Origin of the sequence: Bacteroides cellulosilyticus (assembly GCF_020091405.1) — a bacterium.
Classification (GTDB): domain Bacteria; phylum Bacteroidota; class Bacteroidia; order Bacteroidales; family Bacteroidaceae; genus Bacteroides.
Genome location: NZ_CP081903.1, coordinates 1,601,726 through 1,624,046, shown reverse-complemented (window position 1 = coordinate 1,624,046; position 22,321 = coordinate 1,601,726). Strand labels below are relative to the sequence as shown.

Annotated in this window: 21 protein-coding genes; 14 read left to right on the top strand and 7 right to left on the bottom strand. The window is 42.7% G+C overall.

The features are described from left to right. Positions 1-261: 261 nt before the first annotated feature. Positions 262-1,140 carry a DMT family transporter gene (locus K6V21_RS05590; RefSeq protein WP_224321167.1) on the top strand — a complete coding sequence of 293 codons (879 nt, stop codon included), beginning with the start codon at positions 262-264 and terminating at the stop codon, positions 1,138-1,140. Positions 1,141-1,148: 8 nt separating this feature from the next. Here the strand turns inward: K6V21_RS05590 and K6V21_RS05585 are convergent, their stop codons facing one another. Next, the gene (locus K6V21_RS05585; RefSeq protein ID WP_224321166.1) at positions 1,149-1,646 is read right to left on the bottom strand and encodes a DUF3836 domain-containing protein; all 498 of its coding nucleotides are present in this window, start codon (positions 1,644-1,646) and stop codon (positions 1,149-1,151) included. A gap of 183 nt (positions 1,647-1,829) precedes the next feature. Between K6V21_RS05585 and K6V21_RS05580 the strand changes: the two genes are divergently transcribed. Together K6V21_RS05580 and K6V21_RS05575 are read left to right on the top strand one after the other, a co-directional pair. Further along, a complete protein-coding gene (locus K6V21_RS05580) occupies positions 1,830-2,264 on the top strand; it encodes a DUF4143 domain-containing protein (protein WP_224321165.1) in 435 nt (144 codons plus the stop codon). Between the two features lie 4 nt (positions 2,265-2,268). Beyond that, the gene (locus tag K6V21_RS05575) at positions 2,269-4,494 is read left to right on the top strand and encodes a sensor histidine kinase (RefSeq protein WP_224321164.1); all 2,226 of its coding nucleotides are present in this window, start codon (positions 2,269-2,271) and stop codon (positions 4,492-4,494) included. 2 nt (positions 4,495-4,496) lie between these two features. Here K6V21_RS05575 and K6V21_RS05570 read toward each other — a convergent pair whose 3' ends face one another. Together K6V21_RS05570 and K6V21_RS05565 are read right to left on the bottom strand one after the other, a co-directional pair. Continuing rightward, positions 4,497-5,042, bottom strand: coding sequence for a metalloprotease family protein (locus K6V21_RS05570; RefSeq protein ID WP_224321163.1), 546 nt, complete (start codon positions 5,040-5,042; stop codon positions 4,497-4,499). Between the two features lie 12 nt (positions 5,043-5,054). Further along, positions 5,055-5,192 carry a hypothetical protein gene (locus K6V21_RS05565; RefSeq protein ID WP_224321162.1) on the bottom strand — a complete coding sequence of 46 codons (138 nt, stop codon included), beginning with the start codon at positions 5,190-5,192 and terminating at the stop codon, positions 5,055-5,057. 528 nt (positions 5,193-5,720) lie between these two features. On the opposite strand from K6V21_RS05565, the gene K6V21_RS05560 reads away from it, so the two are divergent. The 4 genes from K6V21_RS05560 to K6V21_RS05545 are packed head-to-tail and all read left to right on the top strand — an operon-like array spanning position 5,721 to position 9,758. Next, complete coding sequence (locus tag K6V21_RS05560) at positions 5,721-6,293, top strand: LemA family protein (RefSeq protein WP_224321161.1); 573 nt, start codon at positions 5,721-5,723, stop codon at positions 6,291-6,293. Positions 6,294-6,303: 10 nt separating this feature from the next. After that, complete coding sequence (locus K6V21_RS05555) at positions 6,304-7,326, top strand: DUF3137 domain-containing protein (RefSeq protein WP_118216263.1); 1,023 nt, start codon at positions 6,304-6,306, stop codon at positions 7,324-7,326. Positions 7,327-7,340: 14 nt separating this feature from the next. Next, positions 7,341-8,654, top strand: a complete 1,314-nt coding sequence (locus tag K6V21_RS05550) for a hypothetical protein (protein WP_224321160.1) — start codon at positions 7,341-7,343, stop codon at positions 8,652-8,654. 21 nt (positions 8,655-8,675) lie between these two features. Beyond that, on the top strand, positions 8,676-9,758 hold the full coding sequence (locus K6V21_RS05545; RefSeq protein ID WP_007661178.1) for a trypsin-like peptidase domain-containing protein: 1,083 nt from the start codon (positions 8,676-8,678) through the stop codon (positions 9,756-9,758). Between the two features lie 107 nt (positions 9,759-9,865). Here the strand turns inward: K6V21_RS05545 and K6V21_RS05540 are convergent, their stop codons facing one another. Beyond that, positions 9,866-10,417, bottom strand: a complete 552-nt coding sequence (locus K6V21_RS05540; RefSeq protein WP_118477226.1) for a DUF3836 domain-containing protein — start codon at positions 10,415-10,417, stop codon at positions 9,866-9,868. Positions 10,418-11,459: 1,042 nt separating this feature from the next. On the opposite strand from K6V21_RS05540, the gene K6V21_RS05535 reads away from it, so the two are divergent. Then, on the top strand, positions 11,460-12,170 hold the full coding sequence (locus K6V21_RS05535; protein WP_224321159.1) for a hypothetical protein: 711 nt from the start codon (positions 11,460-11,462) through the stop codon (positions 12,168-12,170). Positions 12,171-12,248: 78 nt separating this feature from the next. Here K6V21_RS05535 and K6V21_RS05530 read toward each other — a convergent pair whose 3' ends face one another. After that, entirely contained in the window at positions 12,249-12,740 is a 492-nt protein-coding gene (locus K6V21_RS05530) for a DUF3836 domain-containing protein (RefSeq protein WP_309493889.1), read from the bottom strand. A 257-nt stretch (positions 12,741-12,997) separates the two neighbouring features. Here K6V21_RS05530 and K6V21_RS05525 point away from each other — a divergent pair, with 257 nt between their 5' ends. Further along, positions 12,998-15,256, top strand: coding sequence for a sensor histidine kinase (locus K6V21_RS05525; protein ID WP_224321156.1), 2,259 nt, complete (start codon positions 12,998-13,000; stop codon positions 15,254-15,256). Between the two features lie 103 nt (positions 15,257-15,359). Continuing rightward, positions 15,360-16,220: a hypothetical protein gene (locus K6V21_RS05520; RefSeq protein WP_117692944.1), complete on the top strand. Its 861-nt coding sequence runs from the start codon at positions 15,360-15,362 to the stop codon at positions 16,218-16,220. A 13-nt stretch (positions 16,221-16,233) separates the two neighbouring features. Here the strand turns inward: K6V21_RS05520 and K6V21_RS05515 are convergent, their stop codons facing one another. Next, positions 16,234-17,052: a DUF5694 domain-containing protein gene (locus K6V21_RS05515; RefSeq protein WP_224321154.1), complete on the bottom strand. Its 819-nt coding sequence runs from the start codon at positions 17,050-17,052 to the stop codon at positions 16,234-16,236. Positions 17,053-17,247: 195 nt separating this feature from the next. Between K6V21_RS05515 and K6V21_RS05510 the strand changes: the two genes are divergently transcribed. The 4 genes from K6V21_RS05510 (at position 17,248) to K6V21_RS05495 (ending at position 21,721) form a co-directional block, all read left to right on the top strand. After that, entirely contained in the window at positions 17,248-17,949 is a 702-nt protein-coding gene (locus tag K6V21_RS05510; protein ID WP_217712924.1) for a response regulator transcription factor, read from the top strand. A 475-nt stretch (positions 17,950-18,424) separates the two neighbouring features. Then, on the top strand, positions 18,425-18,991 hold the full coding sequence (locus K6V21_RS05505; RefSeq protein WP_007211368.1) for a hypothetical protein: 567 nt from the start codon (positions 18,425-18,427) through the stop codon (positions 18,989-18,991). 101 nt (positions 18,992-19,092) lie between these two features. Then, the gene (locus K6V21_RS05500) at positions 19,093-20,067 is read left to right on the top strand and encodes a hypothetical protein (protein ID WP_224321152.1); all 975 of its coding nucleotides are present in this window, start codon (positions 19,093-19,095) and stop codon (positions 20,065-20,067) included. A gap of 13 nt (positions 20,068-20,080) precedes the next feature. Continuing rightward, complete coding sequence (locus K6V21_RS05495) at positions 20,081-21,721, top strand: tetratricopeptide repeat protein (protein WP_224321150.1); 1,641 nt, start codon at positions 20,081-20,083, stop codon at positions 21,719-21,721. Between the two features lie 74 nt (positions 21,722-21,795). Here K6V21_RS05495 and K6V21_RS05490 read toward each other — a convergent pair whose 3' ends face one another. Continuing rightward, the gene (locus K6V21_RS05490; protein WP_224321148.1) at positions 21,796-22,314 is read right to left on the bottom strand and encodes a DinB family protein; all 519 of its coding nucleotides are present in this window, start codon (positions 22,312-22,314) and stop codon (positions 21,796-21,798) included. Positions 22,315-22,321: the final 7 nt, after the last annotated feature.

Sequence of the window (22,321 nt, the reverse complement as noted above, 5' to 3'; positions counted from 1 at the left end):
TTAATTCAATAGGATTTTACACAAAAGTGTTTTTAGGATATTTCAAAGGATGAAGTCTGAGAAGATTGCATCCTTTTTTTGTTTATTTTTATGCCGAATTGCTGAAAAGCACTCTAATCACGTTGTTAATAAACGTGGGTAAAGTTTTTAAAAAACGTCACCCTTATTTATTAAAAACGTTTCCGGCGTCTATTAAATCCCTTGTTTTATTGTACAAAAAGTAGAAATGGTATATCTTTGCCTGCAATTTATCGGGAACGTATGAATGAGAAGAAAAATTACACCTATCATCTGATAGCGATCTTCACCGTAGGAGTGTGGGGATTAACCTTTATCTCCACCAAAGTTTTAATTGCCAATGGACTTTCTCCGAAAGAGATCTTCTTGCTTCGTTTTCTGATTGCCTATATTGGTATCTGGTTTATATCTCCCCGCAAACTGTTTGCGAACAACTGGAAAGATGAACTTTGGTTGTTATTGGGTGGTATTACGGGCGGTTCCGTCTATTTTCTGACGGAGAATATGGCTTTGGGCATTACATTGGCTACCAATGTGGCGTTTATTGTTTGTACGGCTCCGTTGCTCACCACTATCTTTTCACTGATGATTTATAAGAAGGAGAAAGCTACCCGCACTTTGATAGGCGGTTCACTGATGGCATTGGTAGGGGTGGCAATGGTGGTTTATAATGGGAGTTTTGTTTTGAAAATATCTCCGTTGGGCGATTTCCTGACTCTGCTTGCTGCTCTTTCCTGGGCATTTTATAGCTTGATAATGAAGAAGATGACAGGGAGATACAATACTATATTTATTACCCGTAAGATATTTTTCTATGGGATATTGAGCATACTTCCTGTTTTCTTGTTCCAGCCCTGGCAAGCAGACCTTTCCTTGCTTTTGGAACCTTCTGTCTTGTTGAACCTGCTATTTTTAGGTGTACTTGCTTCGCTGGTTTGTTTCGCAGTCTGGAATGTGGTGCTAAAAAATCTCGGTACGGTGCGTGCTTCCAATTATATCTATCTCAATCCGCTGTTTACCTTGGTAGGGTCTGCAATTCTGCTGAATGAACATCTGACGATCATTGCGCTGATTGGTGCAGGTTGCATTATGTGTGGGGTGTATATAGCAGGAAGAAAATAACCGACGGATCATTTTTCAGCAAACAACATAATTTCTTCCGCTTGCGTGCTGTGTTCTGCTGTCAGGTTCCAGGAATTATCTTTCTTGTTCCATTTGTAGCTTTGATAATTTGCCCCCATTGCGTTTATCTGATAAACAGTTTGATAAACAGTTTTAGCTTTCACGTCAGCGTAAGCGTTCATTTTACTGTTCCATGCTACGTATTCCACGTTTATATCTGTTCCGTCATAAGAGAAATTCAGGCAATATTGCTTTTCAAAACGTTGGTTCTCCTTGCTCCATTTCAATACTTCTTTGGCTGATATGCGTCCTTCGGCATTGTACGAATAGTTATACTGCAAATGATTGTGCAGATACTTCCGGTTCTCTACTTTGAATACAGTTTCCGTCTTTACGCGACCTTCGTTCATTTCCGTGTTATAAGCGAAACCTTCCAGGTTGTTGTTGCTTACTGCGTTTACTACGGATGTCAATGCGAATACTACTGATACTACTAAAGTTTTCATAATCGTTTTATTTTTTAAGTTATACATTCTTGTTTCTTTCGATGTTGCAAAGATAGGGCAGGGAGATGAGGATGAATGTTATCGTAACGTTATCGTTAGGTTAACGCAGAAATCCCGTTGATTTTATCAACTGCAAAGTCACTTTGTATCTTGGTAAATCTGATGTTTTTTAGAATTTAGCAGATGTTTCTTTTTCAAAAAGAAAGTTTTTTGTATTTTTATCTTTTTCAGAGGGAAAGAAATCAAATAGAATGTCTTTATGAAGAAGAAGGAATTACTAAAACAGTTGATTGCAGGTTTCCAGGCAGGATTACCTGTGGAAGTATATATCTGTTTTTCCCGTTAACGAAATATGAACCCTCACTCGTGAAAGAGAGTAGTGGAGATAAGAAATATTATTGCATTGATAATGGTTTACGCTCTGTGTTGCTTAATCCTCAAAGTGAAGATAATGGCAAGTTGCTTGAGAATGCCGTTTATTTTTATTTACGCTGGAATTTGCCGGTACAGGGAAGTCTGCATTACTATAAGGGTAAAAATGCTGGTGAATATACGATTCATGTTCTTCCTGTATGGAAGTGGATGTTGAAAACGTTATCTTTGTCCCCCAAACAATAGCAAGATGAAGCTTCGTTCACTCTATATCCTCTCTATCATAGGATTGTTTCTCGTTGTGGTGATACAATTGGGAGGCATGATATATGCTTATGACAGCTATAAAAATGAGGCGAAGCGTACACTGAACGAATGTTTCCGGCAGGCTTTTATAGAAACGGTGGATAACCAGGTGAATAACCTGCCTTTTCCTGACAATACCATACCTTGTTATTCGTACATCCGCAGAGATGAAAAGATGTCTTATGATGAACTGGTATTTCTTGGATATCAGCAAGTGGCTTCTTTCCTGGAAGATGCTTATCATGTGGAGATACCTTTGGATGAGATGGAGAAGGTGTTGGAAAAGAAGCTGAAATGGAAGAACATCGATAGGACCGTATGGATTGATTCGGTAGAAGATCACAGTAAATATTCCGCTTACAGACGTTTCAAAACGGTTATTTCGGAGCAAGCATGGCTGAATGAAGGTAAGGGGAAAGCGATAGAAGCTGCCATCATTTCTCCTTTCCTTCCACTTGTAAAGGATGTGTTTTTCCTGTTCCTTCCTACTTTGTTATTGACTGCTTTCCTCATTTACAGCTGGGCACAGCAGATGAAATATATCATCAGCCAGCGCCGGGGGATTGAAGAACAGCGCTCTGCTTTCTATGCTTTGGCGGAGAAAATGAGATTGCCGATAGGTAAGGTGCGCCGGCAGATTCCCGAACAACAGTGGGAGGCCATAGAAACATCGAGCAGGCAGATTCTGGATATGACGGAGCAAACACTTTCCATGGCTAAAGAAGAGGAACGGAAACGTCAGGCCCGTAAACAACATTCATTTAAGGTATTCTTCATAGTCAGTCTGCTGGCAAGTTGTTTGTTGATGGTAGCTTGGTTTGCCTATTTGTACCGTACAGCTGCCCGTGAGACTGCTTATCAGGTGAATGATTGTTTTGAAGCAGCTTTCTATGATGAGGTGATGTATAATCGTTATCGACATTTCCTTTCACATGTCACAAAAGTAGGGGCGTACAAAGATGTGAGCATTTTAGAAGAGACTCCTTTCGCTAAAGAGCAACAGAAGTTTCTGCGGGGAAAGGAATCGGAGTATGTGATAAACCGTTTGTTTGTGGTACATACCTATAACACGATTGACCAAAACTATCGCCTTCGGTCAGCCTTGATCGTGCAGCAGAGAATCAATCAGGACAGTGTAGAGATACCTATGTCTTCTTTCTTCCTGGATTCGGTATTTGCCGGGCATTTGAGCCGGTTGGGCATGAAGTCGCGTAGTGGTATTCGCCAGTTTCTCCGTTCTTCGGACAGTACGGTTACAGAGGTTGGATACGCCTCCCCAAAGTATGGTGATTATACTTCTCAGTTTATTCCTTTGAAAGAAGATAGTACGCTTTGCGTGCAGGGAGTTGTGAAGAACCCTTATCGTTATGTGGCGACTTCTATCTGGTATCTTTTGCTGCCCTTATGGATTACATTCCTGGTAATGCTCGATTGTATCTTCGGTCAGGTGAAAGTGCTTCGGATGCAACATCGCCTGGAGCAGTTTCAGAAAGACTTTACTTACGCTATGATTCATGATATGAAATCTCCGTTGAACTCCATACTGATGGCGGCACATGTGCTGGCAGGGGGGAAACTGGCGGATAAGCCTGAAAAAGAAGAGAAATACCGACGGGTGATGACGGAAGAAAGCGAGCATCTGCTGGCTTTATCGAACAGGGTATTGATGCTGACACAATTGGACGAAGGGCATTTGGAGCTGCATAAGGAAGATGTTTCCCTGCGTCCGTTGATTGATGATCTGGTTGCGAAGATTTCTCTGAAAGCCGGTAAGAGGGTGGAATTCAATACGGTTTATCATCGCTGTGAGACGGTCTATGCGGATGCTTTCTGCCTGCGTGAAGTGCTGGGAAACTTATTGGACAATGCGATCAAGTATTCTTGTGAAGAGGTGAAAATAGATATAATCTGTGAGTCGGAGAGGGGAGTCTGCAAAATTAAAGTATGCGATAACGGGTTGGGTATCTCCTTGAAAGACCAGTCGCGTATCTTCAATCGTTTTGAACGCTCTGCGGCGGCAGCACGCAGTAGTAAAGGGGGAGCCACAGGCTTTGGCTTAGGTTTGAACTATGTGCAGCAAGTGATGCTGGCACATGAGGGCAGGGTAGAAGTGGAGAGTGAAGAAGGCCGTTTCAGTGAGTTTACTCTTTATTTTCCGGCACGATCCTGACATTACCATATATGGAATCGCAACTCCTGTGAACAGTCGTTGATAAATGCATCTTTGCCGAATGAACGCAGTTTCCAGAGGATGCAGATGTCGTCCATGCTACCGATAAGTAAGAATGTTCCGAATAATGTGAAATAATAATTCCCTGTTGCCATGCCGTACAAAAGCGGAAGGATGCCTAACAACAGAATAGGTAAGAAGCAGGTTGTGCGATATTGCCACATTCTGATGGGTTCGTTGCAGTGGCAGAAGCGTATGCCTCCCTTATGCTTTACGAAAGAGATGGACCGGAAACCTTTAGGCGAAAAGATTCCGAAGAATAGTGCATGAAGCAATAGATTTACTCCAAAGCCTGCCAGGGCGCACGACCAGAATATCAGTAATGATACATGAGCCATATCTTCTCCGTGTATCCATCGGAATAAGAGCAGTATGGGTACTGTAAAAAGGATTGCAGCCAGTATTCCATACTTGTTGATCTTATTTCCCGAAACCATGATTTCAGTTCCTTTCTTGCTTTGTACAATTGAGATATCCGCTTTCATCATCTGTTCTTTTTATTAATTGAAGAATATATTTGCAATGGCGTGTTTGAGTCCTGTGTATGCAGGATTGACTGTGCCCATTAATACGTAAGCTGCCAAAACGATTGCAATACCTTTTGCAAATTCGATTCCTGTTTTCTGAAATTTCTTCATGGCTTGTTTATTATTTAAGTGATACATTGGGGTTATTTCGATGTTGCAAAGGTAAGGCGGCAGGGAGAGAAGGAATGTTATCGCAATGTTATCTTTAGGTTAACGATTATAAGTCGATATGCAAGTTTAGTAAGGTATAAAGAGCTAATAAAACTTGCTGGCAAATCCTTTCTGTATGGTTATGAATCAGCTACAGGCTACGAGCTACAAGTACCTTTCGGAATATAGCGCAGCTACTTGTAGCTTGTAGCCGGTAGCTCGTAACTTTTCCAGCATGAATTAGATCATTATCCTTAGTTTTGTCTGTTATTCTATTGGACTATTCCCCTTATAATTGAAAATATCCCCTTGCTTCTTCTCTGCTTGGTAATAATAATCAGTTGAAAAACAGAGATTTATAATAAAAATGAGACTCTTTATTTGTCCCCCCTGTTTCTTTCCTGTTTTATGTCTATCTTCTTATTTTTGTTCCGTTCTCGTAAGTAGATACGATACAACTATTATTAATCTATATCAGAAAGTAAAATTATGGAAAATCAGGGAATACTTCTTTATATCGGAATAGCCCTTACCATCTTATTGGTACTTTGGTATATCTGGACTGCCAATAATCTGATTGCAAAACGGAATCGGGTAAAGCAATGCCGTAGCGGCATTTGCGTGGCATTGAAGCAGCGGAACGATATGATACCGAATTTGGTAGCTGCCGTAAAGTCCTATATGGGGCATGAGAATGAGACGCTAACCCGTATCGCGGAACTTCGTTCACGAACTTTTCAGCCTTCACAGGAGAATGAACAGATAAAAACCGGTAATGAGCTTTCTTCTTTAATCTCCAAACTTCAATTATCCGTAGAAGATTACCCGGAACTGAAGGCAAGCGAGCAGTTCACCCGACTGCAAAGGAGCATTGAAGATATGGAATTACAACTGCAAGCCATACGCCGCACCTATAATGCTGCGGTCACCGACTATAATAACTCCATTGAGATGTTTCCCTCTTCCATCGTAGCCGGCCGGCAGAATCATCATCAGGAAGAACTGATTGATATTCCCGAGCAGGAGCAGCGGAATGTGGATGTCAGTGCACTTTTAAAGTAGTAGACGTAATATGGAATCAATTGACTTCAGAAGCCTTTCCGAAAGGCTTCGTACCGAACTGTCCCGTGTATATTTCTGGCAGAAGATTGTTCGTATTCTGAGCATCATAGTCTATCTCTTTGTGTTTTGCTGGATGATGTTCGTCCTGTTTGGGGGCTATCTTGTTGGATATATCGGCTTAGAGAACTACAGTGTGGTTACGCAATACATTTTCCCGGTCTTTATGGGATTTATTGTGCTGAACTTCGCATTCAGCCGCTCTCTTATGAAATTCCAAGGGCAGGAAAATGATATCATGCGCAGCATTATGTCTGCTATGTTTCCATCCGTTCTTTTCTCCTTCTCTTCGCAACTGGACCAGCGTATATTATCCGGTAGCAGGCTCTTTAATTCTTCTTTCTCTGATCCGGCACTGGCGGCTACCACCTATGCTTATCTGGAAGTGCCGCGGGGAGATCGTACCCTTTATATAGCCGATATAGGGGTTTCCTATGGACTGATGAATAAGTTGGAACTGAACTCTGTAACAGGCTATTTGGTGATGCTTTACCGTTATGTGCTCCGTCCGCTGTTCGCCTCCAGGTACGAAAGTAGTGCGCATAACTTCCGCGGGATGTTTGGCTGGTGCCGTCTGGAGCGTAGTTTTAAGGGCAGCACGATTATCCTGCCCGACCATCTGGAACAAAAGGCCGGCTATCTGGCAAAGAATATCCAGGGCTTGAAGAAACGCTATAATGCCCGCTTCGTTCATCTGGAAGACCCGGATTTCGAGAAGTATTTCGTGGTTTATGCCGATGACGAAGTAACCGCCCGTATGATACTGACACCGGCGGTCATGCGCCGGATTACCCGTTTGCGCGAAACATTCGGGCACGATATGATGCTTTCTTTCAACAAAGGTACTTTTTATTATGCGGGAGTGATGCCCGACGGTTTCCTCTGCCTTCGCAAGCGGGCACTGGACAATGAACATCTGCTTGAAGAGATATACAATGATATAAACCTTGCCTGTCAGGTGACAGATATCCTTTAAAACCATATTATAACATGAAACAAACACTTACATTTATTCCTCCCGTAGTGGACTCCACGCAAAGTTCCATTCATACGGAGGCTTACGAAAAGAGCGTGGACTTGTATAACCAAGGCGAGTACCTGCAAGCTTTCCACAGTTTGCTGGATTACCTGAATGCGGACTTCCGGACGAAGTATGGCAATGCGGATGGTACTGAATTTCATATTCCCCACGGTTCTATACTGGTGCATATTTCTGTAAAAGACGGATTTTACCGTATCAGTGCCGACTTCCTGAACTTGCCCGAGAAAGGGCGTGTAGCCATGCTTCGACAGATTGCAGACCTGAATCTGAACAAGCTGCTGTTGCCTCGCTTTGTGAAGGACAATGACAAGTTGAGAATGGAGTACACGTGTTCTCTCTCGCAGAGCCATCCCCATAAGATGTACTTCGTGTTACAGAATATCTGCCACATCGGCGATAAATATGATGACGAGTTCTGTACGAAGTTCGGTGCTACGCGGTGCTATGAGCCGCAGGTCACCCCTTATCCGCAGGAAGAGATAGACCGCATTTATGAAGGTTTGCAAATCTTGGGCCGCGAAACACTGGAAGCCGTGAAAGAGTATGATGCCGACCGGAAATATGGCTACTCCTGGAATGTGCTCGATACAACTTTCTATCAGATTTCCTACTTTGCCCGTCCGCAAGGCCAGTTATTGAATGATCTTGATAAAGCGGTGGACGATATGGATGCCGAACTGCCTACTGCCGAGGTGGTAGCGAAAGGAAAGGCTTTCCTTGAGAAATTGCTCGCCATGCCTAAGGAGGAACTGGCGGCTGACCTTTATTTCGTAGATACATTGGTGTCTACCAAGCGCCGTTCGTCTCTGAAGAATATGCAGGAGAACTTTATGAGTGTCTATAAAGAAGCTACTGAAGCCATTCAGACGGAAAATTATGAGCGGAGTACGGTACGTCTGCTCTATATTTTCTATGAGGCTTACTTCTATAATGATGTGCAGGATGATATTAACGTAATTCTTTCGCATGCGCTTGAAAAAGCAAGCGGCAAGCCGATGGAGGATGCATCTGAAATCCTTTACAATGCGATGGATAAAATAATGGAAGGTGACCTGGAACCGGATGAAGATGACCTGGAAGATATATCGGCAGAAGCCATCGAGCAAATACAGGGTATGGCAGCATCTCTGCAAGAGGAAATCATGAAGGCGCAGGCCGATATGCAGGCTGCCATGATGAGGGGAGATATGGCCGAGTATATGCGTCTGGCTCAGGAACTTCAACAGAAGATGATGCAACAGGCACTTGGCGGACAACAATAACAGATTAAAAATAATGAATCAATGGAACAGAACAATATATATCAGTTGGTTTTCAAAGTAACCCATGCAGGTGGATCAGGCAGCTGTTTCTATCTGAAAGACTATGATCTTTTTGTGACGAACTACCATGTGGTGAAAGGCTTTCATGCAGTGGCGGTACATGATAATGACCGGAATCCTTATCTGGCTAAGGTGGTACTGGTGAACCCTTCATTGGACATAGCCCTGCTGTCCGTAGACGGTGATTTCTCAGCTCTGCCTTCCCTGAATCTGGCAGGAGATAATTCCTTGTCCATCGGTGGAAAGGTTTGTGTGGCCGGTTATCCTTATGGCATGCCTTTTACGGTGACCGAAGGCTCTGTGTCTTCGCCCAAACAGCTGGTGGATGGAAAGTACTATATACAGACTGATGCGGCAGTGAATCCCGGTAACTCCGGCGGTCCTATCTTCAATGAAAAGAACGAAGTGGTAGGTGTAACGGTGAGTAAGCTGAGTAATGCCGACAATATGGGTTTCGGCATCCGTGTAGAAGCATTACGGAAGCTGCTTGAATTTGTGGAGGCTGTGGACCGTACAGCTTTTCAGGTGCAGTGCGACAGTTGTGACGAGCTGATATCGGAAGAGGAAGAATTCTGCCCTTCATGCGGCGAAAAGCTGCCCGAGGGTATCTTTGAAGAGCGCGAACCGTCTTCATTGAGTACCTTCTGCGAACGTGCCATCCGTGAGATGGGAGTTAATCCGATCCTTGCGCGTGACGGTTATGACTCCTGGACATTCCATAAAGGCAGTTCCGAAGTGCGTATCTTTGTTTATGAAAATACTTATCTGTTTGCTGTTTCTCCTATCAATCTGTTGCCAAAGAAAGAGGTGGAAAGGGTGCTCGATTATATCCTGGGTGAAGATTTCAGTCCTTACAAACTCGGTATTGAAGGACGCCAGATCTACATAGCATATCGTGTACATCTGTCTGACATTACGGATGCATCGGAAGATGAAATCCTGACTAATCTGGTGAATCTGGCATTGAAAGCCGATGAGATGGATAATATGATGGTAGAAGAGTTTGGTTGCGAATTTTCTGAATATTCTAAACACGAAGACTGACTTTAAGTAATAATTGCAAACGCGGCTGCCTATAAAGATTGTCGATTATCTTTTGGCAGCCGCGTTTTTTCATTGGAAACTGTAAGAGAGAATTCTTGTTAGAGTAATTATCTGTTTGCCAGCAAAGCGTTGTTCCAATTTGTCGCATTGTGTTCTGTTACCAGATTCCAGGAGTTGTTTTTCTCATTCCAGTTGTAAGCCATGTAGTTCATGCCATTCTCGTTCATCTGATAAACGGCTTTGGCTTTCACATTTGTGTAATCACCGGCTTTGCTGTTCCATGCTACATATTCCACGTTTACTTCGTTGTCGGTGTAGCTGAAGTTGAGGCAATACTGCTTTTCGAAACGGCTGTTGTCCTGGTTCCATTTCAGGATTTCCTTTGCGGATACACGTCCTTTTTCATCATGTGTGTAGTTGTATTGCAGGTGGCGTTCCAGGTACTTGCCTTCTTTTACTTTGTAGACTGTCTGGGTTTCTACACCGTTTTCCTGTTTCTCACTGTTGTAGGCGAAGTCTTTTACATTGTTACCACTTACTGCGTTTACTACTGATGTCAATGCGAATACTACTGATAATACTAAAGCTTTCATAATCGTTTTATTTTTTAAGTTATACATTTCGTTACTTTTGATGTTGCAAAGATAGGGCAGGGGCATGAGGATGAATGTTATCGTAATGTTATCGTTAGGTTAATAAAAAGAGTTTCTTAATCCGATGGTGGAATTCAGCAAATAAGCCTGTTGTCAAGCGGGAGTTATAGTCGTGAGATTACGCCTTTCCTTGTGGCTGAGGAGGGAGACATCAGTGCTTTGTCGCGCCTCTATTTGTTCTATTTTGTTTCTCCCTATTGGAATAAAAGTGCCTTGCCTGTGGAACAAGAGTTTCACAATAGAGAAATAAAAGTTTCTCAGGTAAGAAACGGATGTCTCATAGTAAGGAGACAAACGTTCCGATAAAGTGAGACTTACGTTTCTTTATAACGGAATGATATTTGATTAATAATACTTTACTGAAGAAGTAGGCACGGGGTTTATTTACAGTGGGTTATCACTCTTCTTATCCTACTTGTGACCTGTTGGCGGAATTGATTCATTTGGTACAGTAATGAGTTTTCACCACAGAGTAACACAGAGTCTCACGGAGTTCTATTCTTTTGATTTCAAATTGATTAAACTCTGTGAGACTCTGTGTCCTCTGTGGTGAAAAGATTCATAACCGCTCAAAAAGGACCTAATTCCGCCAATGAGTCACTTGTAATAATCATAACCTTCAGGCTTTTGTGAAATCAAGAACTTTGAATGATTAAGGTCGGAATTCTTTGTTTTTTTCCTTTAAAACGCCTGCTGTTTCTTTTGGAAATTGAAAATATCCCCTTTGCTCTTACTTTTACTGGATAATAACGGGTTGAAAAACAGATTTTTATGAAGTAAAACTCCCTTCTCATTTATCCCCCCTGTTTGTTTTCCGGTTCATGGGTATCTTCTTATTTTTGTAACAGTCTCCTTGGCAGCTGCAATGGAACTACTATTAATCTATATCAGAAAGTAAAATTATGGAAAACCAGGGAATTCTTCTTTATATCAGGATAGGCTTATTGTGTTTCTTGCTTGTCAGGTAGCGGATGAATTGAGGCTTAACTAATATGCATTTATTATATTAACTATTTGACAGAATATTAACTCTTAAACTAGAATTATTATGGCATTTTTTGTGAACCCCGGCAAAGACTGGGAGAATAACCTGACAGAAGAAGATATTGCGAAACTGGAAGCGCAAGGGTGTGATGTAAACGGACTGCGTAACAGGCCCTCCGTGCCGGAAGATGATGAAGAAGGAGAGGAAACTTTCGATAATCCTACTCGTCTGGATAGGCTGAAACCTTATCTGCAAACACCCCGGGATATGGAAACTCCCTTCTTCAGGGCAGTGGCAGGCAATGCTCCCTGGTTGTTCAAGGATCGCTGGAAGAAGAAATATACGGAGTCTCCCGTCATATATGCAGCAGTGGTGCAGGCCAACAGTGCCTTGTGGAGACCGGGAGATAACGATTACTATCCGGCAGTGTTTGTTTTTGCCCTCGACAAGAAGCACATTCACGATGTGGAATGGTTATCGCAAATGGCAGAAAAAATCAGCGAATTGTCGGATAGCCCTACTGTGCCGGATGATTGCCGCAAGCTGATTAATACGTTGCGCGATAGCGAGAGTGAGTTCTGTTTCCGTATCGGCAAGAGTGTATCCGGTGATGCCAATGCCTGGTGTGCTACTTATAAATTCGATAAGCAATCGGCTCTTCCGCGCAAAGCGCTTCCTTCGGACGGCATCGTTCCTTTCTTATTGAAAGCCAATCCGGTAGAGAACCAATTTGTGGATTTTAAACTGATTCCCTCCGAATTGTATATTGGATAAATCAAAGAATGCGGCTATCGGAGAATTGCTTTTCCGGTAGCCGCATTTCTTTAGGAATTTAAAAGAGGGCGTTTATCGTTAGAGGTTACCCTTCTTATTCCGGTTATAAGCCATGTAATTCATGCCATTTTCATTCGTCTGATAAACGGCTTTGGCTTTCACATTTGTGTAATCACCGGCTTTGCTGCTCCATGCTACATATTCCACGCTTACTTCGTTGTCGGTGTAGCTGAAGTTGAGGCAATACTGCTTTTCAAAGCGGCTGTTGTCCTGGTTCCATTTCAGGATTTCCTTGGCTGATACACGTCCTTTTTCATCACGTGTGTAGTTGTATTGCAGGTGGCGTTCCAGGTACTTGCCTTCTTTTACTTTATAGACTGTCTGGGTTTCTACCCCGTTTTCCTGTTTCTCACTGTTGTAGGCGAAGTCTTTTATGCTATTACCACTTACTGCGTTTACTACTGATGTCAATGCGAATACTACTGATAATACTAAAGCTTTCATAATCGTTTTATTTTTTAAGTTATACATTTCGTTACTTTTGATGTTGCAAAGATAGGGCGGGGGCATGAGGATGAATGTTATCGTAATGTTATCATTAGGTTAACGACACTTTTGCGACTTTGGAAAGCTCTCTTGTTTTTTAGAGTTGTATGTATTTTTATATTCCTCTTTTAATCAGTAAGATGCTGATTTCCGTTCGCTTCTTTTCATCATGCCTTGCCATTGGCTGGAAAGAACGCATTCTCGTCCGATATAAAAAGTAGTGCATTACTTCGTGATCCATAGTTATTTGCTATTTTTGCAGGCGAATATAAACGGATAAGATGAAATTACGTACTGTCATCTCTCTTTCACTTGTGAGTCTGATTGCTGTTGTGTTGATACAGTTGGGCGGAATGCTTTATGCTTTTCATGCACAGATGCAGGAAGCGGAGAAATCACTGAACAAGTGCTTCTGGATGTCTTTCACGGAGACAGTGGATAATCTGGTGAATAACCTTCCTTATCCTGATAATTCAATAGCTGTCATAGCGTATGCACCCAACCCTAAATACAAGCGGATGGATGGGGATGAAAGGAATAAGCGTACTTCCCAGCAGGCGGCACAGGCTTTGCAACGGGTGTATGGAATAAAAGAAATTCCGTTAGCCACCATAGATAGCGTGTTGCACAATAAGTTGCGGAAGTTAGACATGGATGGAACGCTGACCGTGGAGCGTATTAATGTAAATACAAATGAGGTGCTGGCAAGTACCAATCCTCAGGTAAGTATCCGTAACTTTGCCGCTGTTACTTCCGAAACAGCTTTTACCTTTAAATCCCGTGGGGAGGCTGTCCGTGCCATTCTTTCTTTCCCTGCCAAGGAGATGGAGAAGAGCCTCCTGTTACTGTCATTCATTACATGGCTATTGCTGGGTACGGCTGTCTATGCCTTGATTGTACAGATGAAGTCGGTATTCCGCCAACGGCATAACTTGCAGAAACAACAACAGGACTTCTATACGTTGGCTGAAGAAATGAAACATCCTGTCAGCCGGATGAAGAACTTGATAACCACAGAAAACTGGCAAGAGATAGAGGCACAAAGCAACATACTCTTTGAGAGAACCAATGCTACTCTGGCACATGCCAAAGCAGAAGTACGGCAAGAAACTACGGGCCGGCATATTTCTCTTAAAGCAATTTCTATGGTCAGCTTGGTGGGAGTATTCCTGTTGCTGGCTGTCTGGTCTGGATATTTGTATTATACGACCTCTCAAAAGATACGGTATCAGGCGGAGGAGCAATTGGAAGAGGCTTTCTACCGGGAGGCAGACTTACATAGGTATCCGCTTTTTACTAAGGCTAACCCTGATTTTAATTGGGATAGCTCGCCGGGAGAATTTCTCCCTTATCCGCGGCGTATGATGGACGAGCTTTATAAGGTATATCTGGAGAAAGGTTATCGCTACCGGATACAGTTGCTTACCATTCGGCATCTTTACAATAAGTTTGATGAAGGCTTCCGTATGAAGATGGCTTATGATATACAGGATACGATCAGTCTGCATAGCCGTGTGCCTATTCCGTTTTCCTTGCAGTTTGCCGACAGTGTGTTCAGAAAACAGCTTTTGGAAACAGGTTTTCCGGATAGGGCGGATATCCATTGGATCAGATATCCGTCCCGGGAGTTGATACTTTATACAGGTAGTCCGGCTGTTGACTTCGGGGATATCACTACCCGGTTGTTTCCGTTGGATAAGGATAGTACGAGTTGCATCTTTGCTGTGGTTTGTTCACCACAACGTACTATAATGAGTGCCACTTGGTATATGCAGGTGCCGCTGCTTATTGCTTTCCTTTTCGTATCTCTCTGTGTTTTCTTTCAGATACGTATGTTGCGGGCACAGCGTCGGTTGGAACAGTTTCAGAAGGACTTTACTTACTCCATGATACATGATATGAAGTCACCGTTGCAGTCTGTCATGATGGGAGCGCATATCCTGGCAGGTGGTAAGTTGGCGGATAAGCCGGAGAAGCTGGTCCGCTACAGGCAAGTGATGGGAGATGAGTGCGAACATCTGCTGACACTTTCCAATCGTGTAGTAATGCTGACAGAGATAGATCGTGGAGAATTGGAACTACATAAAGAAGAAATTGCCCTAAGACCGTTGCTGCGGGATATAGCGGAAAAGTATCAGTTGAAAGCGGCGAAGACGGTTCATTTCGATATTGATTGTGAAGAAGGATGTAGTGTTTATGCGGATGCTTTCTGTCTGCGTGAGATACTTTCCAATCTGGTGGACAATGCCGTCAAGTACTCTAATGAAGAGGTTCTGATCGTTCTTTCAGGTACAAAGACAGAGGATGGGACCATTGTCAGAGTGCATGATAACGGTATTGGCATTCCTTTGAGCGAACAGCATAAGATATTCAATAAGTTCGAGAGGATTGCTTCCGGCAGTCGTAAGACGGGTGCATCAGGTTTCGGGTTAGGATTGAATTATGTGTTGCAGGTGGTGAGTGCCCACGGCGGTATGGTGAAGGTAGAAAGTATGGAAGGGAGTTACAGTGAATTTACGCTACAATTCCCCTTGCGTTAAAAAAGCCTGCTGGCAAAGATGAAATGTACTCAACTATTTGTTATTCAGATAGCCTTTTGCTATTTTTGTATACAGAGTCCGTAAAAAACAAAGGAGGTAGATTATGACACGCAGGGTTGGCATATCTTGGCTCCCAATTCGTTGGGGATTATTTTTTCTGTTCATTTCTGGTTTGCAGTTGCTTTCTGCACAGGAAGATAGTACACGCTTCACTCTTGATAGTATGTTGATAAAGCCGAAAGCTACATTTCAGCTTCCATCCGTCAACCTGCTTCCCGAAAAAACCGTATATCCTTTGATAAATCCTATACAGTTAGGTGATTTGCCTTCTTTCTCCTTGAAAGAGGAACTCCGTATCCCTTATCATATAAATCCTTCTCCGCTATTCCGGGGCGATTATAGTACGGGAGGCGTATTAAGGCAATTTCCTCATGGAGCGGTATTCGGTTCCGGGGGCCAGACCAGTATTCCGGGCATCGGGCGTTTCAATAATGCTTCGTTAGGATATCAGCATATCTTTAATGATCGGCTATCATTGCAACTTCGTGCCAATGCCATGAAGATAAATATGTCTCGTATCACCGGGCAAGCCTTCAGTACTGCGGGTAGGCTGACTTATCGTGCTTCCGACCGGGTTGCCTTCAATGTCTTCGGTTCGTATGATATCGGTAATTCTTACGGGATGAGCACTAATAGTTATGGTGCTACGATGTCTCTTGATATGTCCGAACGTTTTGGTATGGAGGTCGGTGCCCAGCGCTATTACGATGCCATGCGTGGAGGTTGGCAGACGGTTCCCGTTGTGATACCTTATTACCGCTTCGAGAAGTTTAAGCTGGGGTTGGATGTAGGCGGAATAATGTACGAGATTTTGCGCAACGTGGTGTTTGATAAACGCGGCGGCGGTGACTTTGGTGGAGGCCCTACGATTAGACCGCCAAAGTTTTCATTTCCGATAAAATAGAAGAAATAGATATTTACTTCAGGTAATCGTTTATATTCAGTAGTTTGTATTCGGGAGAACATTCAAACAGATAGTTCAGGATGTTCATGTGCGCTGCGCCGAAAATAACCAGTATCCGTTTGCCGGCGGTATCGGGAATCCGCTGGATATTCCTGAGTATCCTTAGATTCCGGTTGAACCATCTTCCGGATTCAAAGTCTGTTCCGGTATAATCGCCTTTGGTGGATTCATACTTGAAATGCTTGATAAGATAGTTTCCTAAATCTTTCTTGATATGTACCGGATCGTTGAGATGTATCAGTTGTGCAAGTATCCCTTGCTGCTTGAATATGGGTTCATCTTCATAGTACAAAGCAGAGTCGGGAGAGTTTGAGAAGCTTTCTTCAAAAGCCAGATATTCATTACTTTCATCATCATCCAGCAGTTTCTCTATGTGGGTAGTGTGTGCTCCCCAAGCATCTGCACAGTATATCTTGGCATTGCACATTCGGGCTATTCTGAAACCTAACTGCTGAATTTCATTTCTGTTCAGCTCATGCTTGCCGGTAAGGTATGAGTTATAGAGAGAGTCTATCTCTGACTGTTTGTATAAAGGCCATTCAATGACAATGGCATCCGGTTTGAATTGTGCCAGTTTCTTGGATATCAACTCTATCTCCTTTTGATATTGGGGAGATAGTACATCTATCTGGTCTTCTTCGGATATTTGTTGCACATCCAGATTGGGAAATTCGAAGTGGAAGACTCCCAACGTAAGGACTTCTGCCTGCTGGGCATATCCTTTTGTGAAGAACATGCTTGCGGTAATCAGAATAAGAATGATTTTATTCATCGTAATTACTTTTAGTTTGGTGCCCAAAAGTAATGATTCTTTTTGGCATGACCATACGATCCTGATTTTTGATGTTGTAAAGGCAGGGTAGGAGCAATAAGAATGAATGATATCGCAATGTTATCTTCGGGTTAACGAATAATTTATTACTTTTGTGGCATACAACCGGAAGTTAATACAATTCATATCAAAGACATGGATACAATAAAGTTATTGTTAGTTGAGGACGATCCCAGCCTGCGTTACATCGTTCAGAGCGGATTGGAAGATATCATAGAGGGCTATGAGGTGTTGGCAGCTGCCAATGGTGAAGAAGGATTGGCAATGTGGAGGGAGCACCATCCCGATGTCATTCTCTCGGATATAGAAATGCCCATTATGGATGGTTATGAGATGGTGAAGCGCATCCGTGAGGTGGATAAAGAGACGCCTATAATCTTTTCTTCCGGTTTGGTTTCTCCCAAAAATGTATTGAAAGGCTATGAGTTGGGAGCCAACAATTATATCAAGAAACCTTTCATTCCCGAAGAACTGGATGCCCATATTCATGCTTTGTTGAAACTCTCCAAAGGTGAAAAGAGTAAGGACGAAAGCGAATGTTATAAGATTGGAAAGGAATATGTGCTTGATGCTACGCACGCCATATTGAAACATTCATCCGGTGAAAACAAGACATTGACCGCCCGTGAAGCAGGACTGTTGCAAATGCTTTGTGAGAACAGAGGGGATGTAGTACGTCGTGAAGCCATTCTTGATAAGTTCTGGAATACGGAAGATGATTATTTTGCTTCCCGCAGCCTGGATGTATTCGTCACAAAACTCCGTAAGTTGATAGCTGAAGATTCATCAGTCAGCATTAAAACGGTGAAAGGTGTGGGGCTGATGCTGGAAGAATGAAACATTAGTAATTAAGAATGTAAATACCGGGATAATGAGATATAAATTTCATTATCCCGTTTTTTTTGGAATACAAGTTATAAAGGAAGTTGCTTTTCTTGCAGATGAATCAGAGAAAATATCTGATTCCAGAAAAAGATGTTATCCGATTCGGGAAAGTGAATCAGATAGTAGTAATTATAAAAATATGGGGACAAGCAAGAAAGTATATGTCTGGTAGCAGGTAATGTTGCTCCTTCATTGGTTCTTTATGAAAAGCTATTGATGGAATCAGTTCCTTTATGCAAATGTCCCCTTATTTGTCTATCCTTTCTATCGAGTTATTATTTGAAAAACAGTTGTTTAGTTTGTGGGTTGTCCCCTTCATTTATCCCCCACGATTGTTTCATTATTTACAGGTTACTTTTTACTTTTGTTTTCATACGATAACCAGGAAAGATGGAACTATTATTAATCATTATAAAAAGTAATATTTATGGAAAATCAAACAAAACTCTACCCAAGCTATATGGGTGAATTCTATGCAGCAAACCCGGTGAAATTTGAAAAAAGAAAGAACAATGTTAAGCCGATGCTTTATTATGGATTGGCTGTAGTCGCTGTTATTATTGTTATTTTTCCTGGTTTTATCCCTGTAGCGGGTTGGTTGGTCCGGACGGTCGGAGTAATTGCTGTATTAATATGCCTGCTTGCAGCGTATTTGAGCAATTTCGATTATTATAATAGCGAGAGTGGGGGTAAGATCAAAGAGGTGGGTTTGAAGAAGTTCAAGCGCGATGAAACCGATATAAACAGAATCCTGGAAGCGTTTCTCAGAAAAGACTTTGAGTATCTGGCAGAGTTGCCCGGAGCATACAGCGCACCGGTCCAGATTCATGTGGAAGAGGATAAATTAGGGCAGGAGATGTATTGCTTACTGACTTCTTACGATTCTGACAGCAACATTATCGGTCTGACCAATGTCCTGACCTTATCAGGAAACGATTATCTCGATCATGCGGATGTAATTAGGCAGATGCTTAAAGATGCGGAAAACGATTGATTCTTACTAATTGTAGGACATAATGAAAAAGCTGATTTTATTTATTGGCCTTTTGCTTTTTGCTTTTGTCTTTCTGAATGTCCGCTCGCTTTTCTGTATTTATGAGTAGAAAGAAATTTAGGCCCAAACAGCAACCGGTTCAGGGCGAAGATGCCTCCCGACAGCAGCCGAAGAAAAGAATGGCACTATGGAAAATCCTGGTGCCTGTCTTTGTCTTTCTTTTTCTGTTGCATTGCAGGATGTGGTATATAGAAGAGGAAATGCTGATGCATACTGCATTTTCTTCCGGCAGCTATTTAGGATTGAATCGGAAAATCGTTATTCTCCTTATGGCAATAACGATGTGTAGCTGGATGGTTTATATTTATAAGAAAAGCACTGGGAAGTGGTATCATTGGAGAAACTTCGTCTATGCCTTTATGTGCGGAGGTATTGTAGTGGGATTATGTACCAATGTGCTGGTCGTCTTTCTGTTCTGGCTGAACAGTTGCTTTACTTCCGGGGTACAGACCCGTGAGTATATGATTGTCAATATCGCTCCCCACGACAGGACGCGTAAGAGTCACAATCCACGTTCTGCCTCATGGTTGCTGAATACGTTTTCCTATGGAGAGATATTTATACAAGGTGACCGTTACACTCGCATCTACTTGCCCATTGACTCTGCATATCGGCTCAGCGGTGAACGAGGCATCTATCTTAAAATAGAGTTGGAAGACGGCTGGCTGGGATGGGGAGTAATACGGAAGATCAATTCGGTGACCACAACAAAAGTATCGGAAAAAGTAGAAGTTCGTTTCCTTGAAGATGAGCAGGCACAGGCGTCTGATTCTTGTTTGCACGAAAAAAATGAAAAAGCTTTTAAATATACATGGAGGGATATTCATATCTTTGCCAAACTGAGGAATATTAATTTATCAGATACTACCCACGTCAGTGTAAATCAGTATATAGACGGGCAAAAAGGTATTCCGGTATGGGAGATTGATATACGCGATTCCATTCAGCCGGATATGGCGAGAGTGATATTGATTCATGGAGAGACTGGAGAAGTGATGATGGATTCGTACGAATAACACGATATTGAAGATGAGATTGAAGAGTTTGATAGGAATAATCCTGTGGGGCGGTATGTTGGTTGCTTGTGGACCTGATAATCGCGTGGCCTTGGCAGAGAAACTGATGGCAGAAAAGGAGACAGACAGTGCCATAGTAGTAATGAATGAGATTAAAGAACCGTTGCATAACTTATCGAAACACGATTATGCACTTTATGCCTTACTGATGTCCGAGGCTGTCCACAGGAAGCAACAGTTGAATGCAGCTACAGATACCCTGCTGCTACCGGCAATTAAATATTTCAGCCAATCGGGCGATTCTCTTTATGCCGAACGGGCCCTTTACTGCAAAGCACACCTGGACAGACGGCTTAACCGGATGAGCGATGCCATGCAATCTTTTTTGAAAGCTCTGCTTTTCCTGCAAAATAGTGGTAATCATGAGCAGCTCTACCGGGTGAATACCTGGTTGGGAGTTGTTTGCCTGAATCAGGAAGAATATTCCGGTAAGGTGCGTTATTCCAAAGAAGCCTTGAAGGCGGCTTTGGATCTGGGAAATATGTTCTATAAGAATATGGCCTTGTGCGATATTTCTACCGGATATTTGTTTCTGAATCAATTGGATAGCGCCCTTTACTATGCTCAGGCGGCCTATGAGGCGGCTTTAGCCGATTCTGTTCCTCAGCAGCTTCCTTTCATCTATACAAATCTGGGTAGTATCTATTCCCAGAAGGGAGAACCCACCAAGGCGCTGGACTACATTAATAAGTCTATAAGCCTGCGTCCGGCTAAGGATACTGTGAGAATTCTTTCGCTCTATGGGGCAAAGTTGGAGTTGTTTGGGAAACTGGGACAATATGATTCGGCATATCACTATTTTCAGAAAGTTATCTCCAGTCCAAATCCTTCTTCGGTGGCCGATGCCTATAATAATATGGCGAAAATATATCATAAGATGGGCCGTGCTTCAGATGCCTATCCTATGCTACAACGTTTCATTGAATTATCCGATACCATACGAAAGTATCGTCATACTGAGGAAGCCATTGCATTGCAGGAGCTTTACAAACACGAACAGCTTTCGGTGGAAAACCTGTATTGGCGCACCCGGGCTGCGGAAAGGCAACGTAATGTGTATTGGATGACCACAATCTCTCTGTTGCTGGTTTGGGTGGCAAGTGCAGTATATCTCATCTATCGCCGTAACCGTAACCGTCTGATGGCGCAGCAGCATCAGCTTGTAAAAAAGGAAAAAGAATTGGCGCAGCAACGTGAGATCACTTCCGAAAACCTCCGGCGCATGGTGGAGCTGGAGCAGAAGGAAGCTAAGCTGAAAGAAACTTTCTTCAGGAGACTCAGCCAAAAGGTGGTGCAGGAAATTGAAAGAGGGGGAAATGTGATTCTTTCCGATGAAGACTGGGACGATATTGTGCAGAATGCCGACATCATCTTCAATAACTTCACGAAACGCCTGCAACAGACCTATCCGAGTCTGAATAAAGATGATTTGCGTTATTGTTGTATGGTGAAAATGCAATTATCCCAGTCGGGCATGGCGCAAGTAATGCATCTGGAGAGGGATTCGGTGAAGAAACGCCTGAAACGTATCCGTATGGAGAAGATGGGGGCGGATAGTGGTGTTACGTTGGAAGAACTGCTGTATAACTTTTAAAGTAAAAAGGCAGTTTCCTTTCAGGTATTCTATTGATTTATCCAAAAGAAAACTGCCTTTTGAGGCTGGTGCCATTACATCCATTTGATAGGATGCCCCAATGCCCGTTTTATCGCTTCCATCTCGGCACTGTGCCACATTTCATGCTTGAAGCACCAGGCGAGGGCTTCATACTTATTATTGGCAACCGGATGTTTAAAGGGAATAGGCTCCAGATCCTCTGATAAAATAGAGTCGTCCAGACGGGACAGGTTGCTGATACATATCTCATGAACAGCGTCCAGTTGTTTTTTTAGCTCTGCTACAGGAATTAAATTCTTTTCGGCGGAGCGATGCAATGTACCCATTCCATTGAAAACCTTTACGTAATCGACCATCGGAATAAGTTTGCTGACGGCTTCATTCCTCCCGGTGATGCAGACGATGGCATGAAAGTTCTGACTGATAATCAGATGGCCGATTTGCCATGCAAAGTTGGAGTCAGTGCCTTCGGGGATGGTGTACCACAGGTTTTCCGGAAGTTCCGATACTAAACGATTCACAAAATTCCGCGATTCAATAATCTGTTCTTTTAAAAAATCAATCTTGCTCATAATTAGT

Excerpts from the sequence above, each read along its gene's own strand:
- K6V21_RS05515 (WP_224321154.1), bottom strand. The coding sequence starts at position 17,052 with ATGAATAAAATCATTCTTATTCTGATTACCGCAAGCATGTTCTTCACA.
- K6V21_RS05505 (WP_007211368.1), top strand. The coding sequence starts at position 18,425 with ATGGAAAATCAAACAAAACTCTACCCAAGCTATATGGGTGAATTCTAT.
- K6V21_RS05520 (WP_117692944.1), top strand. The coding sequence starts at position 15,360 with ATGACACGCAGGGTTGGCATATCTTGGCTCCCAATTCGTTGGGGATTA.
- K6V21_RS05550 (WP_224321160.1), top strand. The coding sequence starts at position 7,341 with ATGAAACAAACACTTACATTTATTCCTCCCGTAGTGGACTCCACGCAA.
- K6V21_RS05490 (WP_224321148.1), bottom strand. The coding sequence starts at position 22,314 with ATGAGCAAGATTGATTTTTTAAAAGAACAGATTATTGAATCGCGGAAT.
- K6V21_RS05540 (WP_118477226.1), bottom strand. The coding sequence starts at position 10,417 with ATGCCCCTGCCCTATCTTTGCAACATCAAAAGTAACGAAATGTATAAC.
- K6V21_RS05560 (WP_224321161.1), top strand. The coding sequence starts at position 5,721 with ATGGAAAATCAGGGAATACTTCTTTATATCGGAATAGCCCTTACCATC.
- K6V21_RS05590 (WP_224321167.1), top strand. The coding sequence starts at position 262 with ATGAATGAGAAGAAAAATTACACCTATCATCTGATAGCGATCTTCACC.
- K6V21_RS05580 (WP_224321165.1), top strand. The coding sequence starts at position 1,830 with ATGTTTCTTTTTCAAAAAGAAAGTTTTTTGTATTTTTATCTTTTTCAG.
- K6V21_RS05570 (WP_224321163.1), bottom strand. The coding sequence starts at position 5,042 with ATGATGAAAGCGGATATCTCAATTGTACAAAGCAAGAAAGGAACTGAA.
- K6V21_RS05530 (WP_309493889.1), bottom strand. The coding sequence starts at position 12,740 with ATGCCCCCGCCCTATCTTTGCAACATCAAAAGTAACGAAATGTATAAC.
- K6V21_RS05585 (WP_224321166.1), bottom strand. The coding sequence starts at position 1,646 with ATGAAAACTTTAGTAGTATCAGTAGTATTCGCATTGACATCCGTAGTA.
- K6V21_RS05575 (WP_224321164.1), top strand. The coding sequence starts at position 2,269 with ATGAAGCTTCGTTCACTCTATATCCTCTCTATCATAGGATTGTTTCTC.
- K6V21_RS05555 (WP_118216263.1), top strand. The coding sequence starts at position 6,304 with ATGGAATCAATTGACTTCAGAAGCCTTTCCGAAAGGCTTCGTACCGAA.
- K6V21_RS05525 (WP_224321156.1), top strand. The coding sequence starts at position 12,998 with ATGAAATTACGTACTGTCATCTCTCTTTCACTTGTGAGTCTGATTGCT.
- K6V21_RS05510 (WP_217712924.1), top strand. The coding sequence starts at position 17,248 with ATGGATACAATAAAGTTATTGTTAGTTGAGGACGATCCCAGCCTGCGT.
- K6V21_RS05500 (WP_224321152.1), top strand. The coding sequence starts at position 19,093 with ATGAGTAGAAAGAAATTTAGGCCCAAACAGCAACCGGTTCAGGGCGAA.
- K6V21_RS05495 (WP_224321150.1), top strand. The coding sequence starts at position 20,081 with ATGAGATTGAAGAGTTTGATAGGAATAATCCTGTGGGGCGGTATGTTG.
- K6V21_RS05545 (WP_007661178.1), top strand. The coding sequence starts at position 8,676 with ATGGAACAGAACAATATATATCAGTTGGTTTTCAAAGTAACCCATGCA.
- K6V21_RS05565 (WP_224321162.1), bottom strand. The coding sequence starts at position 5,192 with ATGAAGAAATTTCAGAAAACAGGAATCGAATTTGCAAAAGGTATTGCA.
- K6V21_RS05535 (WP_224321159.1), top strand. The coding sequence starts at position 11,460 with ATGGCATTTTTTGTGAACCCCGGCAAAGACTGGGAGAATAACCTGACA.